At 63.6% G+C, this 16,073-nt stretch carries 15 protein-coding genes; 8 read left to right on the top strand and 7 right to left on the bottom strand.

Annotated elements, in window-relative coordinates:
• Positions 1 to 159: 159 nt before the first annotated feature.
• The 6 genes from ACVOLI_RS18065 to ACVOLI_RS18040 all read right to left on the bottom strand — a co-directional run bounded on the left by ACVOLI_RS18065 (position 160) and on the right by ACVOLI_RS18040 (position 5,175).
• Positions 160 to 594, bottom strand: coding sequence for a ClpXP protease specificity-enhancing factor (locus ACVOLI_RS18065; protein ID WP_296253896.1), 435 nt, complete (start codon positions 592 to 594; stop codon positions 160 to 162).
• 80 nt (positions 595 to 674) lie between these two features.
• On the bottom strand, positions 675 to 1,310 hold the full coding sequence (locus ACVOLI_RS18060; protein WP_282272170.1) for a glutathione S-transferase N-terminal domain-containing protein: 636 nt from the start codon (positions 1,308 to 1,310) through the stop codon (positions 675 to 677).
• A gap of 144 nt (positions 1,311 to 1,454) precedes the next feature.
• A complete protein-coding gene (locus tag ACVOLI_RS18055; protein WP_282272172.1) occupies positions 1,455 to 2,198 on the bottom strand; it encodes a cytochrome c1 in 744 nt (247 codons plus the stop codon).
• The gene (locus ACVOLI_RS18050; protein ID WP_481510762.1) at positions 2,191 to 3,453 is read right to left on the bottom strand and encodes a cytochrome b; all 1,263 of its coding nucleotides are present in this window, start codon (positions 3,451 to 3,453) and stop codon (positions 2,191 to 2,193) included. Before ACVOLI_RS18050 ends, ACVOLI_RS18055 begins: the two co-directional genes overlap by 8 nt.
• 2 nt (positions 3,454 to 3,455) lie before the next feature.
• Positions 3,456 to 4,076, bottom strand: coding sequence for a ubiquinol-cytochrome c reductase iron-sulfur subunit (petA, locus tag ACVOLI_RS18045; RefSeq protein ID WP_057629370.1), 621 nt, complete (start codon positions 4,074 to 4,076; stop codon positions 3,456 to 3,458).
• 178 nt (positions 4,077 to 4,254) lie between these two features.
• Entirely contained in the window at positions 4,255 to 5,175 is a 921-nt protein-coding gene (locus ACVOLI_RS18040; protein WP_481615436.1) for a lytic transglycosylase domain-containing protein, read from the bottom strand.
• Between the two features lie 145 nt (positions 5,176 to 5,320).
• Here ACVOLI_RS18040 and miaB point away from each other — a divergent pair, with 145 nt between their 5' ends.
• The 8 genes from miaB to ACVOLI_RS18000 all read left to right on the top strand — a co-directional run bounded on the left by miaB (position 5,321) and on the right by ACVOLI_RS18000 (position 14,169).
• A complete protein-coding gene (gene miaB / locus ACVOLI_RS18035) occupies positions 5,321 to 6,772 on the top strand; it encodes a tRNA (N6-isopentenyl adenosine(37)-C2)-methylthiotransferase MiaB (protein WP_481510760.1) in 1,452 nt (483 codons plus the stop codon).
• 588 nt (positions 6,773 to 7,360) lie between these two features.
• Entirely contained in the window at positions 7,361 to 8,347 is a 987-nt protein-coding gene (locus ACVOLI_RS18030; RefSeq protein WP_481615438.1) for a PhoH family protein, read from the top strand.
• A complete protein-coding gene (ybeY, locus tag ACVOLI_RS18025) occupies positions 8,344 to 8,829 on the top strand; it encodes an rRNA maturation RNase YbeY (protein WP_282272180.1) in 486 nt (161 codons plus the stop codon). Before ACVOLI_RS18030 ends, ybeY begins: the two co-directional genes overlap by 4 nt.
• Positions 8,830 to 9,012: 183 nt before the next feature.
• Complete coding sequence (locus tag ACVOLI_RS18020) at positions 9,013 to 9,633, top strand: hypothetical protein (RefSeq protein WP_481615435.1); 621 nt, start codon at positions 9,013 to 9,015, stop codon at positions 9,631 to 9,633.
• A 71-nt stretch (positions 9,634 to 9,704) separates the two neighbouring features.
• Positions 9,705 to 10,583 carry an HlyC/CorC family transporter gene (locus ACVOLI_RS18015; RefSeq protein ID WP_282272562.1) on the top strand — a complete coding sequence of 293 codons (879 nt, stop codon included), beginning with the start codon at positions 9,705 to 9,707 and terminating at the stop codon, positions 10,581 to 10,583.
• A gap of 5 nt (positions 10,584 to 10,588) precedes the next feature.
• Positions 10,589 to 11,818: a lipoprotein N-acyltransferase Lnb domain-containing protein gene (locus ACVOLI_RS18010; protein ID WP_481615437.1), complete on the top strand. Its 1,230-nt coding sequence runs from the start codon at positions 10,589 to 10,591 to the stop codon at positions 11,816 to 11,818.
• 14 nt (positions 11,819 to 11,832) lie between these two features.
• Positions 11,833 to 12,846: a magnesium and cobalt transport protein CorA gene (locus ACVOLI_RS18005; protein WP_481615434.1), complete on the top strand. Its 1,014-nt coding sequence runs from the start codon at positions 11,833 to 11,835 to the stop codon at positions 12,844 to 12,846.
• A 30-nt stretch (positions 12,847 to 12,876) separates the two neighbouring features.
• A complete protein-coding gene (locus ACVOLI_RS18000; protein WP_481615433.1) occupies positions 12,877 to 14,169 on the top strand; it encodes a M24 family metallopeptidase in 1,293 nt (430 codons plus the stop codon).
• 302 nt (positions 14,170 to 14,471) lie between these two features.
• On the opposite strand, the gene ACVOLI_RS17995 is transcribed toward ACVOLI_RS18000, so the two are convergent.
• Positions 14,472 to 15,839, bottom strand: a complete 1,368-nt coding sequence (locus ACVOLI_RS17995) for an NAD-dependent succinate-semialdehyde dehydrogenase (RefSeq protein ID WP_481615432.1) — start codon at positions 15,837 to 15,839, stop codon at positions 14,472 to 14,474.
• Between the last annotated feature and the right edge of the window lie 234 nt (positions 15,840 to 16,073).

Below are 16,073 nucleotides of genomic sequence, written 5' to 3'. Positions count from 1 at the left end.
CTGGCATGCCCGCAACTTCCAGTGCATCAGCTTCGCGGCTGACGCGGCTCCCACAAAAAGCGTGCAGCGTTATGGGATTGTCGGTGATGCCCCTGCCGAGCATGGCTCGGCGCTACACAGACGCCCAAACAAAACCGCCGCCTTGCGGCGGCGGTGGAATTATTTGACTACCCGCAGGAACGGGCGCTTCGCGCCAGGCTGCGGACGCTCCGGCGGATCGGTCGGCGGCGTATCGTCGTCATCCGGCGTGGTCTCGGTGCCCGGAATGTCATCCGGCAAGGCCATGCCCTGGCCGGTCTCGCGCGCATAGACGGCCAGGATCGCCGAGATCGGCACGTATACCGGGAAACTGGTTCCGGAGAAACGCGCGGTGAAGCTCACCGCGTCATTGTCGATATGCAGGCCAACAACGGCGCGCTCGGCGATATTGAGCACTACCCGCTCTTCCTTGATCGCGCTGCTCGGCACCTGCACGCCGGGAACCCCGGCATCGACCATCACGTGCGGCGTCATGCCGTTGTCGTTGATCCACTCGACCAGCGCCCGCAACAGATACGGGCGATGGCTGCTCATCCGGAAAGTTTCTTCAGTCATTGCACAAGTGTACGCGGCATTGAAGCACGATCACCGCCTGTCGGCGGTGATCGATAAGTTCGGATACAGCCGGCGGCTGCTCAGCCCGGCAGTTCGCGCAGCTTCTTTTCCTGATCGGTCAGGCTGCGGACGAAGGCCGGATGGCGGAAGAAGCGGTTGCCGTAGTCCTCGATCGCCTTGCCGTCCTTGGGCAGCGCCACGCCCAGGGACTCCAGCCGCCAGATGATCGGCGCCATCGCGCAGTCAGCCAGGCTCATTTCCGGATTGAGGAAGAACTTGGACGCCTTGAACAGCGGCACCGATTGCGCAACCAGTTCCTTCAAGCGCTTGCGCCCCGCTTCCGCCTGGGTCTTGTTGCCCATCTGAATGGCCTGCACCTGCGGCACCCAGTCATGTTCGATGCGCAGCATCGCCAGGCGCAGCCGCGCCCGCGACAAAGGGTCGACCGGCATCAATGGCGGGTGCGGGTAGCGCTCGTCCAGGTACTCACTCACCACCGATGCCGCGTACAGCACCAGCTCGCGCTCAACCAGGGTCGGCACGGAGTGATACGGATTCAGATCGATCAGATCTTCCGGTGGGTTCTGCGCATCGACCGGCACCAGATCGTAAGTCACGCCCTTGGCCGCCAACACCAACCGCACCCGATGACACAGGGCATCGTCATTTGCAGAGAACAAGGTCAGGGTATTACGCATACGCACACTCGCCGCCATCAAAGGCTCTCCATCGGTTGGATTCCGCCAACCTTACGGCCCCGCCAGCACATTGCTGACGGTGACCACGGTTACCCGAGTGTGCCAAGCCACAGGCGCAGTTGCCAAGGCCCCCTGCGCACTGCCCCCCGGCCTGCACCCAGCTCAATGCACGTCTTTCCAGTACTCGGTCTTGACCAGATAAGCCAGGAAGGTCAGCAGGGCCAGGAACAGCACCACCCAGACGCCCAGGCTCTGCCGCTTGAGCGCGGCCGGCTCGCCGGCATATTCCAGGAAGTTGGTAATGTCGCGGACCGTCTGGTCATAGCCACGCGGATCGACCTTGCCCGGCGAAGCAAGCTTGAAGCCCACCACCGGCGGGTCGATGCCCTCCTGCTCGGCCTTGCCGTGAATGGCGTGCTGCATGCCCTGCAGCTCCCATAGCGGGTTCGGCATCGAGGCGTTCGGGAACACGCTGTTGTTCCAGCCCAGCGGCCGCGACTCGTCCACATAGAACGACTTCAGGTAGCTGTAGATCCAGTCACTGCCGCGCACCCGCGAAATCAGGCTCAGGTCCGGCGGCATCTTGCCGAACCATTTGGTCGCCTCGTCATGCGGCATCGCCACCTGGATCTGCTCGCCATAGGCGGCACCGGTGAAGTTGAGGTTGTCCATCACCTGTTGTTCGGTCAGGCCGAGATCCTCACCCATGCGCGAATAACGCAGGTACTTCAGTGAGTGGCAACCCGAGCAGTAGCTCATGTAAGCCTGCGCGCCGCGCTGCAACGAGGCCTGGTCCCCCAGATCATTGCCCGCCTGCATCAACTTGCCACCGCCGGCAGCAAACGCCGGGACACACAGCAGCATCGCGGCAGCCATCGCCAACCGCACAATCCACTTGTCAGTCATGCGTCGTCACCCGGTCCGGTACCTGCTTGGTGCTGTCGATCTTCGTCCAAAGCGGCATGGTGATGAAGAAGGCGAAGTACAGGAAGGTCAGCACGCGGCCCACCCAGGTCTCCCAGATCGCCGTGCCCGGGCCGGAGCCAATCACGCCCAGCCACACGAAGCACACCACCAGGATGCCCAGCATCACCTTCGAGATCGGGCCACGGTAACGGACCGACTTGACCTTGGCCTTGTCCAGCCACGGCACCAGGAACAGGATGGCGATGGCCGAGAACATCACCATCACGCCGCCGAGTTTGTTCGGCACCACCCGCAACATCGCGTAGTACGGCGTGTAGTACCAGACAGGTTTGATGTGTTCCGGCGTCACCAGCCGATTGGCCTCGGTGAAATTGTCGTGTTCAAGGAACAGACCGCCGAACACCGGCGCAAAGAAGATGATGAAAGCGGCCAGCGTGAGCAGGAAGCCGACACCGACCAGATCCTTGACCGTGTAATACGGATGGAACGGGATGCCATCGGCTGGCGCGGTCGCTGACCAGCGGTTGCCCTTCGGCCCCTTCTTGATCTCAACGCCATCCGGATTGTTGGACCCTACCTCGTGCAGCGCGCCCAGGTGCAGTACCACCAGCAACAGCAGGACCAGCGGCATCGCGATCACATGCAGGGCGAAGAAGCGGTTGAGCGTTGCGTCGCCGGGCAGGTAGTCACCCATGATCCATTCGGTCAGGCCATTGCCGATCACCGGAATGGCACCGAACAGCGAGATGATGACCTTGGCACCCCAGAACGACATCTGGCCCCAGGGCAGCACGTAGCCCATGAAGGCTTCGGCCATCAGCACCAGGTAGATCAGCATGCCCAGTATCCACACCAGCTCACGCGGCTTCTTGTAACTGCCGTACATCAAGCCGCGGAACATGTGCAGGTAAACCACGATGAAGAACAGCGAGGCACCGGTGCTGTGCATGTAGCGAATCAACCAGCCCCACTCCACGTCGCGCATGATGTATTCAACCGAGGCGAACGCCTCGGCCGCGCTGGGCTTGAAGTGCATCGTCAGGAAGATGCCGGTGACGATCTGGTTGACCAGGATCACCATTGCCAACGAGCCGAAGTAGTACCAGAAGTTGAAGTTCTTCGGCGCGTAATACTCGCTGACATGCTTGCGGTACACCGGCATCAGGCCGGGCGCACGCTCGTTGACCCAATCGGCCACGCCACTGACGGTGCGGGTAAGAATATTGTCGGCCATGATCAGGCTGCCCCCTGCGGATCAACGCCAATGACAAGGGTGTTGTCATCCACATAGTGATGCGGCGGCACCAGCAGGTTGATCGGCGCCGGCACGTCCTGGAACACGCGCCCGGACATGTCGAAACGCGACTTGTGGCAGGGGCAGAAATAACCGCCCTTCCACTGCGCGTCGTAGGGCTCGGGGCGGATCTCGGCAACCATCTCCGGCGAACAGCCCAGATGGGTACACAAACCGACCAGCACGGATATGTCCGGCTTGATCGAGCGGAACTCGGGATTGCCCTTGAGCACATAGTCCGGCTGCTGGTCCTTGTTGCCGGACTCCGGATCCTTGAGCCGTGCATCCAGGGTAGGCAATGCCTGCAGGATGGCCTTGGAACGTTTGACGATCCAGATTGGCTGGCCGCGCCATTCCAGGATCAGCCGTTGGCCTTCCTGCAGCGCGCTGATATCGGCGGTCACCGGGGCACCAGCCAACTTGGCTCTGGCGCTGGGATTCCACGACTTGATGAAAGGAACTGCGGCGAAACCAACACCGACTGCCCCGACCACGGCTGTGGTCGCTGTCAAAAACCGCCGACGTCCGGTGTTGACTGGATCATTTACCCCATCGTTTGCCATCCGGCACTCCGATAATGATTAGGTAGCTAGAGGCTGCCAACGGTCTGGTGGGGGCCATCCCGCTCTGAATCGAATCGTTCCGGAGTGTAGCGGAACGCTTAACGCTGACACAACGCGATCAAACACCAGTCCGCGATATTTGTCACGGCCTGCTGCAACAGAGACGCTGGAGGACGGCTTACTGGCGCGTGGCCAGCTCGCCACGGTAGCGGTCGGCCAACTGTGCAACGCGCTGCACGTAGTACTGGGTCTCCTTGTAGGGAGGCACACCACCATGCCGATCCACCGCACCTTCGCCGGCGTTGTAACCCGCCGCGGCCAAGGTCAGGTTGCCGTTGAAACGACGCAGCAACCACGACAGGTATTGCACGCCACCACGGATGTTCTGGCCGGCGTCGTAGGAATCGGACACACCGAAACGACGCGCCGTGGGTGGCATCAACTGCATCAGACCCTGTGCCCCGGCGCGACTGAGCGCGGTCGGGTTGAACGCCGATTCGGCATGGATGATGGCCCGCACCACTGCCTCCTCGACACCGAACTCGCGTGCGGCCGAGGCGATCTCGGTGCTGTAGGCCTGGGTGTTCAAGCGCACCGAGCCGAAGTTGACCCGGGAGTTCACGCCGCAGGCAAAGCAACGCTCGATGTAGCTGTATTGAATGGTGCGCACCGCGCCGATGTTGGCCACCTGGGCCGGCCGGCTGCTGGTGTAGTGACGCACCCCATCCTTCATATAAGAGTAGACTTGGCCACTGACCACCCGTTGCGCCCGCCCCGCCGTTGCTGGCGCTGGCGTGGGTGGCACTGCGGTGGGGGCGGCCTGTGCAGCCACCGCCGTCGAACTGTCATTGGCTTGGCTTGCGGGAGCCACAGCAGCTACCGGGGTGGCGACGGGCGCCGGGGTAGGCGGTACATGGCGCGGCACGTCGCGGGTCGGCCGATAACTGCTGACCACGCTGCAGCTCGCGCCACTGACGCGTTTGCTGACGTAATTGGGCACCCCATCGCTGCCGACGCACTTGTACAGCGTGCCGGCACTGGCCGGCGAGGCGACCAATGCTGCTGCGAGAATGCCGGTGATCCCCAAAATCCCCTTCATGGGCGGGAGTCTCCCAGCTTCGCCGGGGCTTGCCAAGTATTTGACGCAGCGGCTTTCGTGCTCGGGCCCGCGGACCGATACAATAGGCGGCTACGAATGCAGCCCCAGTGGCTGCGTGCCCGCCCACCCGTCTGGAATAAGCGCCATGCCCGGGACGCCAGCAACTCCCCTGCCGATCACGGCCGGCTCCGCCGTGCCTACTGTTGAAATGACCACACCTGAATTGATCCCCCTGCCCGGCCAGCGGCCGACGGTTGCCGGCGGCGCGCGCGGCAAGCTCTACATCAAGACCCACGGTTGCCAGATGAACGAGTACGACTCAACCAAGATGGCCGACGTACTCGCCGCCGCCGAGGGCCTGGAGCTCACCGACAACCCCGAAGAAGCCGACGTGGTGCTGGTCAACACCTGCTCCATCCGCGAAAAGGCACAGGAAAAGGTGTTCAGCCAGCTCGGCCGCTGGAAGGCGCTCAAGGCCAATGGCCGCGACGTCATCATCGGCGTCGGCGGTTGCGTGGCCTCGCAGGAAGGCGAAGCCATCGTCAAGCGCGCGCCCTACGTGGACCTGGTGTTCGGCCCACAGACCCTGCACCGCCTGCCGGAGCTGATCCGCGCCCGCCGCGAGCAGAACAAGCCGCAGGTGGACATCAGCTTCCCCGAGATCGAGAAGTTCGACCGCATGCCCGAGCCGCGCGCCGAGGGCCCGTCGGCCTTCGTCTCGATCATGGAAGGCTGCTCCAAGTACTGCTCGTTCTGCGTGGTGCCGTATACCCGTGGTACCGAGGTCAGCCGGCCGTTCGAGGACGTGCTGGTGGAATGCGCACAGCTGGCCGAACAGGGCGTGCGCGAGATCAACCTGCTCGGCCAGAACGTCAACGCCTATCGCGGCCCGTACGGCGACGGTGAGATTGCCGACCTCGGCCTGCTGATCCGCACCCTTGCCGAAATCGACGGCATTGGTCGCATCCGCTTCACCACCTCGCACCCGCTGGAGTTCAGTGACTCGCTGGTGGACGCCTACCGCGACGTGCCGAAACTGGCCAACTACCTGCACCTGCCGGTACAGGCCGGCAGCGACCGCGTGCTCAGCGCGATGAAGCGCGGCTATACCGCGCTGGAGTTCAAGGCCAAGATCCGCAAGCTGCGCGCAGTCCGCCCGGACATCTCGATCAGCTCGGACTTCATCGTTGGCTTCCCCGGCGAAACCGATGCCGATTTCGAGAAGACCATGAAGCTGATCGAGGACGTGGGCTTCGACCAGAGCTTCTCCTTCATTTATTCGCGCCGCCCCGGCACCCCCGCTGCCGACCTTGAAGACACCACCAGCGATGCCGACAAGCACGCCCGGCTGTCGCGGCTGCAGGCACATATCAATGAGCATGCCGCCGGCATCTCCGCGCGCATGGTTGGCACGGTGCAGAACGTGCTGGTCGAGGGCCCGTCGCGCAAGGACCCGAATGAGCTGACCGGCAAGACCGAGAACATGCGTTCGGTGAACTTCCCGGCAAGTTCGCGGCTGATCGGGCAGTTTGTCGATGTGTTGATCACCGAGGCCTTCAGCAATTCGCTGCGTGGGCGGGTGGTTACGCAGGATTGAGGTCAGGGCAGCGACGGCTGCTGCTGTGCTTTCTTACGGAAGGTGGGCTGCGCGGGCTAGAGGCGGGGTCCACTGGTCCGAAGCAGGAGCGCCCCCCTTCCCCCGCTCCAAGCCCCGGCCCTCGCGCTGGAGCAAGGGCGTTCGATCCGCAGCGAACCAGTGGTTCGCAAGCCGCCCCTCTCACCCCGCTGGCGGGAGGGGAACAGCCGTCGTTGCTCGTTTTCGCTTCTTACCGCTCGCCTTTGCCTTTGCCCCAGCACTGCGGTCATTTATTCGCCACACCGACCCAGCGCCCGCCGTTATTGGGCTGCGCAGGGTTATCCACATGTTCATCCCGAATCGATCCACAAAAATTGTGGACAACTTGTTACCCCTAAACCGTCAAATGTGGCGGTTTTTTAACCATCCCGCCAACAGGCTTATGCCGCAAGGGCTGGACAGGGATATCCACAGCTTGGCCCACGCCGCATCCACATCGGCTGTGGAGAACCCCGAATCACTATCTGCCCCGCTGGTGGTCCGTCAGCCGCAGGGGTACCCTTCCAAGGTCCAAGGCACGGCTTCGCCGGCCAGCAACTGTCAGTGAAAATGACCACCACCACGCATCGCGACTTCACTCTCGACCCGATTGATAACGAACGGCTGGCCAATCTGGCCGGGCCGTTCGACGAGCATCTGCGCCAGATCGAACTCAAGCTGGGCGTTGAGATTGCCAACCGCGGCAATGTCTTCCGCGTCAGCGGCCCCGGCAAGACCGCGCTGGAAGCTGAAAAGCTGCTCAAGGCCCTTTATGCGGAAGCCGCCGAAGCTGTCTTCGACAGCCACGCCATCCACCTGCGCCTGAACCGCGCCAATGTCGATCGCGTGACCGAGCAGGCCTATGAAGCGCAGGAAGTAGCGATCAAGGTCAAGCGCGGCACCGTGCGGGGCCGCGGCCTCAACCAGGCCAGCTACCTGCACCAGATCGCCACCCACGACATCAGCTTCGGCATCGGCCCGGCCGGTACCGGCAAGACCTTCCTGGCAGTGGCCATGGCCGTGGACGCACTGAATGAATCGCGCGTGCAGCGCCTGATCCTGGTGCGCCCGGCGGTGGAAGCCGGCGAGAAGCTGGGCTTCCTGCCCGGCGACCTGACCCAGAAGGTCGACCCCTACCTGCGCCCGCTCTACGACGCCCTGTACGAAATGCTGGGCGTGGAAAAAGTGGCCAAGCTGCTTGAGAAGAATGTCATCGAGATCGCTCCGCTGGCTTACATGCGCGGCCGCACGCTCAATGACGCCTTCGTGATCCTGGACGAAGCGCAGAACACCACCATCGAGCAGATGAAGATGTTCCTGACCCGCCTGGGTTTCGGCTCGACCGCCGTCGTCACCGGCGACCTGACCCAGACCGACCTGCCCAAGCACGTCAAATCCGGCCTGCGTGACGCCATCGAGGTGCTGCGCGGCGTGGACGGGGTCAGCTTCACCTTCTTTGAATCGCGCGACGTGGTGCGCCATCCGCTGGTGGCCCGCATTGTCAGCGCCTATGACCGCCGCGACCTGCAGCAGGTCAAGCCCGGAGCAAGCGAATGACCAAGGGTCCCGTGCGTCTTGATGTCGCCGTCAGCTACGCAATGCCGCGCGCCGGTCTGCCGGCAGCGGTGAGCTTCCGCCGCTGGGTGGCTGCCGCTCTCAAAGGCCGCATCCGTGAGGCGGACCTGGCCATCCGCGTGGTCGATGCCAAGGAAGGTCAGTCACTGAACCGCCATTACCGGGGTAAGGACTACGCTACCAATGTGCTCAGCTTTCCGGCCGAGCTGCCCGAAGGCCTGCCCAAGGGAGTGAAATTCCCGCTGCTGGGCGATCTGGTGATCTGCGCCCCGGTGGTCGCCCGCGAGGCCGAGGAACAGGACAAGGCGCTCAACGCGCATTACGCCCACCTCACCGTACACGGCGTGCTGCATCTGCTGGGCTGGGATCACGAGGACGACAAGGAAGCCGAGGCCATGGAACAGCTGGAGCGCGAGATCCTGGCCGACCTGGGCATCGCCGACCCCTACGCCAACGAGCAGTAGCCACAGGTAGTGCCGAGCCATGCTCGGCAGAGGCCTCCCCGCAATGCCCGGTGGTGCCCGGCCATGCTCGGCAGAAACTCTACCGGTAAAACCCCTGCCGAGCATGGCTCGCCCCCCCTGCTCGCTCCTGCAACACAGCGCCGCACGGCGATGCCGCTATCATCGGCATCAGGACTTCACCGAATGACTGCCGTGCGCTCAAGCCACCTGCTAACGCTACTCCTCCTCGCTGCCGGTTCGGCTCGCGCCCAGTCCACCATCGACCTGCCCGCGCTGATCGAGTGCCGGCAGAGCGTCAGCGAGTTCGCCGCATTGGCACCGATCGTCAATGACCCGCTGAAAGCGGTAGCGTTGGGCTGGCGGCCCTTGCCGCAGGGCAACCTGTTCATGGCCGAGTACATGTTGAACACCCCGATCACGGTGTTCGGGCACAGCGCCGACCACATCGCCATGGCCGGCGGCACCATCATCGCCATCCTCGACATGCCCGATCCGCGCCCGCTGGCCAAACAGCTGGAGCTGGAGACCGGCTATGACGCACCGGACAAGTTCATGGCCGGCCGCGAGCTGGTCAGCCGCGATGTCAACGACGCCAAAACCGGCGAAGCGCTGATCGAATCAGTGATCCTGGGCGTGTCCACGGTCAAATCCCACCCGGGCAAAACCCTGGCCGGCTGCACCTACAGTCTGGACCTGCCGGCCGAGGGAGAAGCCCCACCTGCGCCACCCAAACCGGCCGATACCCCGGCCGATGTACCGCAGGTAGCCCCCAGCGTGCAGACCCCCAACCCACCGGCGGCCTGAGCAGGCGACGGCAAACATCCTGCTAGACTTGCAGGCACCGCCCGGCCTGCCGGGTGCAGTCAAACCAAGAGATGTCTGAAGACGACAGTAGTACCTCGCCCGAGAACGGTGAGAAGAAACGCAGCTGGCTGGAGCGCCTGGGTTCGGCGTTCTCCAGTGAACCCCATACCCGCGACGAGCTGGTTGGCATCCTGCAGACGGCACAGCAGGACGGCCTGATCGCCGCAGACACCCTGCGGATGATGGAAGGCGCCATTTCGGTGGCCGAGCTGACCGTCGGCGACGTGATGATCCCGCGCTCGCACATGGTGTCCTTGCCGGTGGACCGGCCTTTCATCGAGCTGATGAAGCAGGTGGTCGATTCCGGCCACTCGCGCTTCCCGGTGCACGGTGAGAACAAGGACGACATCCTCGGCATCCTGCTGGCCAAGGACCTGCTGCGCGGTGTGGTCGCCGACAACAGCCACGCCAGCGTGCGCGAGCTGCTGCGTCCGGCGGTGCTGATCCCCGAATCGAAGAAGCTCAATGTGCTGCTCAAGGAGTTCCGGCTCTCGCGCAACCACATGGCGATCGTGGTCGACGAGTACGGCGGCGTTGCCGGCCTGGTCACCATCGAGGACGTGCTGGAGCAGATCGTCGGCCAGATCGATGATGAGCATGACGAGACCGAAGACCACACCTCGCAGATCGCCATCCTCGCCGATGGCCGTTATGTAGTGGATGCGCTGACCACCATCGGCGACTTCAACGAGCGCTTCGGCGCCGAGTTCTCCGATGACGATTACGACACCATCGGCGGTCTGGTCACCGAGGCCGTCGGCCATCTGCCGGAAATCGGCGATGAGCTGACCCTGGAGCGCTTCGTGTTCCGGGTGGCCAAGGCCGATGCACGCCGCGTGCAGGCCTTCCACGTGACCATCCTGCCACCTGAAGATCAGGACGAAGCTTGATCACCCTGCGCCTGCCGCGGCTGCTGTCCGCGTTTGCGTCGTTGTTCCTGCTGCTGGCCGCGATGGCCAGCAGCGCACAACCGGTCGCCAACCAATCCAGCGAAACCAACGCACACCCGGCACCGCGCATCGGCGTGGTGACCATGCTGCCAGGCGAGGTGTTCTTCGAACGCTTCGGCCATGACGCCCTGGTGGTGTTGGACCCGATAAGCGGGCAGGCAACGTCGTACAACTTTGGTTTCTTCGACCCGTCCGAACCGGATTTCATCGGCAACTTCGTGCGCGGCAAGATGATGTATTACCTGGTCGCACTGCCGCTGGAGCAGGACCTGGCGCAGTACGAAAGTGTTGGGCGTGGGGCAAACATCCAGTGGCTGGACCTGCCGCCGGCGCAGGCACGAGCGCTGGCTGATGCACTGGCCGAACGCGCCAAGCCCGAGAACGCGCGCTACCGCTACGACTACTTCACCGCTAACTGCGCCACCATGGTGCGCGACAGCCTGGATCAGGCCATGGGCGGCGCCCTGCAATCGCAGCTGGCGGGCCGTTCACGTGGCAATAGTTACCGCAGCGAGTCGGTGCGACTGGCCTCGCCTTCGCCCTGGATGTGGCTTGGCTTCGATATCGGTCTGGGCCCGAATGCCGATCAGCCACTGTCGCGCTGGCAGGAAGCCTTCGTGCCCATGCGCCTGGCCGACAGTCTGCGCGAAGTACGCAATAGTGAAGGCCGGCCGCTGGTACAGGCCGAACAGGAATTGCTGCCGCAGCGCCTGCCACCCGAGCCAAAGGAAAAGCAGCGCTCCTGGTGGCCGTGGCTGCTGGCCGGCCTTGTCGTTGCCGCTGCACTGTACACCGCACGCCGCAAGCCGCGCCTGATCGGCGGGTTCGCGCTGCCGTTCTGGCTGTTCTGTGGCGTTGCCGGTGGCCTGCTGACCTTCCTGTGGGGTTTCAGCGAACACCAGGCCGCCTGGGCCAACCGCAACCTGTTGCTGCTCAGTCCGTTGGCGCTGTTCTTGATTCCCGGCGCATGGAGTCTGCTGCGCGGGCGTCAACCGCGCGCCTGGTTCCGGGTCGTCCTGTGGCTGATGACCGGCATTGCGCTGCTGGCGTTGCCGCTGCATTGGCTGTCGCTGCAGGCGCAGTTCAACATGCAGTGGATCGTGCTGCTGCTGCCCATCCACATCGCACTGGCACTGATCCTGGGGCGCCGCAGCTTGGCGTTACCGGCCAGCTGAGGCACGATGCCGGGATGACTACCGGCATCACTCCAACTCCCGCCCAGGCCAACCCGGCCTGCGTGATCAATTGCACCTGGTACGGTGCCGACGGCACACAGCGCCCGCTCGACCTGGACAGCATCAGCGACGTGCTCGCCGATGATGCCAATGGCTTCGTCTGGGTCGGCCTGTACGAGCCCAGCGACGCCATCCTGGACAAGGTGCAGGAAGAATTCGACCTGCACCCACTGGCGATCGAAGACACCCGCAAGGCGCACCAGCGGCCCAAGATCGAAACCTACGGCAATTCCCTGTTCGTGGTGGTGCACACCGCGCAGGTGGTGGATGAGCGCATCCGCTACGGCGAAACCCATGCCTTCCTCGGCCCGCGCTTCCTGGTGACGGTGCGTCACGGCGCCTCGCTGTCTTATGCCCCCGTGCGTGCGCGACTGGAGCAGGAGCCCGAGCTGCTGGCGATGGGCCCCTCGTTCTGCCTGTACTCGGTGCTCGATGCAGTGGTCGATCACTACCTGCCGATCACCGACAGCTTCCGCGACACCCTGGACCTGTTGGAGAAGAACATCTTCGCCGACACCTATGAGCGGCGCACGGTAATCCGCCTGTACGAACTCAAGCGCGAGCTCAACAAGATGCGGCTGGCGGTGGCGCCGCTGCAGGATGCCCTGGCCCAGTTGCAGCGCAATCAGGCACAGTTGATCAACGAAGAAGTTCGGCTCTACCTGCGCGACGTGCAGGACCACGCAGCCCGGGTCAACGAAGCCATCGACACCTTGCGCGAGATGCTGGGCACCGCACTGAGCGTGAACCTGTCGCTGGTGACGCTGGCGCAGGGCGAGACAGTCAAGCAGCTCGGTGCCTGGGCAGCACTGCTGGCTGCACCAACCCTGGTCACCAGCTGGTACGGCATGAACTTCGCTCACATGCCGGAGTTGGCCGGGCGCTTCGCCTATCCGCTGTTGATGCTCGGTGTCGGCGTGATCTGCGTGGTGCTGTACCGCCTGTTCAAACGTTCCGGCTGGCTTTGACCAGCTACCCAGTCTTTCCAGAGAGCAACCATGCAGCACGACCACGCCAATCCCGCCCGTCGCAGCTTCCTGCGCAACACGTTGATCGCCGGCGCCGCCGCACTCCCCCTGTCACAGATCGCGTCTGCACAGACTGCGGCCGACTCCGACAACGCCCTGCCCGAATCCATGCGCGCCCTGAAATCGGTCGCTGCGCAGGTGGTACCGATCGGCAACGACGAGCGCATCGCACGCGTGGCCAAGGCCCAGCGACTGATGGCCGAACACGGCATCGATGCCGTGTTCATCGGCGCTGGCAGCTCGCTGACCTATTTCACCGGCATGCGCTGGTGGGACAGCGAGCGCCTCACCGGCGTAATCATTCCGCGCAGGGGCGAGCCGGTCTACGTGACACCGGAGTTCGAACGGGTGCGCACGCTGGAGCAGATCAAACTGGGCAACGACGTACGCGGCTGGCAGGAAGATGAGGACCCCTACGCCCTGGTCGCCAAGGTGCTGCGTGACATGGGCCATGCCACCGGCACCTTGGGCATGGAAGAAGCCGTGCCCTACTTCCGCGCCAAAGGCATTGCCGACGCCCTGCCGCAGGCCAAGGTGGTACCGGCATGGCCGGTGGTATCGGGCTGCCGCCGGGTCAAGAGCGCTGCCGAGCTGGCATTGATGAAGCTGGCCAATGAAGCCACGCTGGCCGTGTACGAGGCGGTGTGGAAGGCCTTGAAGCCAGGCATGACCGAGCAGGACATCGCCGGCCTGCTGGCCATGGCCTACGCGCGTACCGGCTTGCAGGGCGATGCCAGCGTCAACATCGGCAAATACACCGCCTCCCCGCACGGCTCGGACAAACCGCAGCATCTGGTCGAAGGCACACCGATCATCTTCGATGGCGGTTGCCGCGCCGGTGGCTATACCAGCGACATCACCCGTACCGTAGTGCTGGGCCAGCCCGATGACGAGATCCGCAAGGTATTCGACATCGTGTTGAAGGCACAGACGGCGGCATTGAACACCGCACGTCCGGGCGTGGCGATGGGCGATGTGGATGCCGCGGCACGCAAGGTGATCAGCGATTCCGGCTACGGCCCGGACTACCGCTATTTCAGCCACCGTCTAGGCCACGGCATCGGCCTGGACATGCACGAATGGGATTACCTGGTACGCGGTAACACCCACCTGCTGGAACCGGGCATGACCTTCAGCGACGAACCCGGCATCTACATTCCGGACCGCCTCGGCGTGCGCCTGGAAGATATCCTCTACGTCACCGAAGATGGTGCCGCGCTGATGACCCCGCAGAGCACGTCCATCGACCAGCCGTTCGGTTAATGAGAGCGGCTGTGCGTTTTGTCGGAGCGGGGTAAGCCGCGAAGCCACCTCAGCATCAGAGGCGACAGAGCCTACCCCTCCCCAACCCTCCCCTTCGCTGCGCGAAAGGGAGGGAGCGTAGTGCCGAGCCATGCTCGGCAGGGGCTTTACCAGCAGGCCATGTGGGAGCGGCATAAGCCGCGAAGCCACCAATGCTCAAAACACTTCAAGAGCCTGCAATCCGCTTCACTACAGTTGCTGGTTTTCGTGGGCGCGTATGGATTGCCAGCTTCGCGGCTCACGCCGCTCCTACAAGCTCGGCATCAGGCCACATAGACCGTCTTGATGTTCATGAATTCATGAATACCCGGCCCGGCCAGCTCACGCCCGAACCCGGACCGCTTGGTCCCGCCGAACGGCAGCCGCGCATCACTCTTCACCACTGAATTGACGAAGGCCGCGCCGCATTGCAGCTGCACCGCGACGTTCTCGCCGCGCAGCACATCGCGGGTCCACACACTGCCGCCCAGCCCGAAGCTGGTGTCATTGGCCACGCGCACCGCCTCGGCCTCATCCTTGACCCGGATGATCGCCGCAACCGGCCCGAACAGCTCTTCGTCGTAGGCCGGCATGCCGGGCCCGACGTTGTCGAGGATCGTCGCCTCGTAGCCCGCATTGCTACCGGCTACCGGCGAACCGCCCAGCAGCACCTTCGCGCCCTTGTCGATGCTGACGCGCACCTGCTTGTGCAGCTCATCGCGCAGGTCGGCGCGCGCCATCGGTGCGAGCGTGCTCGCCTCATCCTGCGGATCACCATAAACGCGTGCCTGAGCAGCTTCCACATAGCGCTGCACGAACGCATCAGCAATGGAGTCGACCAGGATGAAGCGCTTGGCCGCAATGCAGGTCTGGCCAGCATTGTCGAAGCGCGACTTGACCGCTGCCGCAGCCGCCAGATCCAGGTCGGCGTCATCCAGCACCACGAAGGCATCGCTGCCGCCGAGTTCCATCACGCACTTCTTCAGCTGATCACCGGCATTGGCCGCAATCGACCGTCCTGCGCGCTCACTGCCAGTCAAGGTGACCGCCTTGATCCGCCGATCACGCAGCACATCAGCGGCCTGATCATTGTCGATATGCAGTGCGTCAAATACGCCTTCCGGAATGCCCGCGGCGGCAACCACGTCGCGCAACAGGTCGGCGCAGCCAGGAACATTACTTGCGTGCTTGAGCAGGGCGACATTGCCTGCCATCAAACCCGGTGCGAGGAAGCGGATCACCTGCCAGATCGGGAAATTCCACGGCATCACCGCCATCACGCAGCCGATGGGCTGGTAGATGACGTAACTGCGCTGCGCTTCGGTGGGGATCGGCTGTGGCTTCAGATAGTCGGCAGCGTGGTCGGCGTAGTACTCGCAACCGGCGGCGCTCTTCTCGATCTCGGCCAAGGCCTCGCGGCGCAGCTTGCCCATCTCAGCGGTCATCACGCGCTGGATCTCGTCGCGGCGTTCGCGCAGGCCGGCTGCGACCTTACGCAGATAGTCACCACGCTGCTCCAGCGACAATGCCGACCACTGAGGGAATGCCGATTCAGCTGCGGCCAGGCGCTGCTCAATGCCAGCAGCAGTCATCAGCTCGATCGTGCGCACGACCTCGCCATTGAAGGGATTGATAGTCTGATACGACGCCATGTATTCACCTGCATTCAACGAATGCAGGAATGGTAGCGCCGCGAATGTTGCGCGCAGGTAAATCCCAAGCAACCTGTAGTGCCGAGCCATGCTCGGCAGGGGCTTTACCAAGGATCCATCAGCCGCTCCCATCATTGTAGGAGCGGCGTCAGCCGCGAAGCCGTTGAGCGGTCAGATCGCACTCATGCTGGTGATTTCATTGCTGCCAGCCTGTCTCTTAAACACATCTGACGC

The sequence above is a fragment of the Stenotrophomonas sp. STEN029 genome, from assembly GCF_056760015.1.
This window is presented reverse-complemented; position numbering and strand designations above follow the sequence as displayed.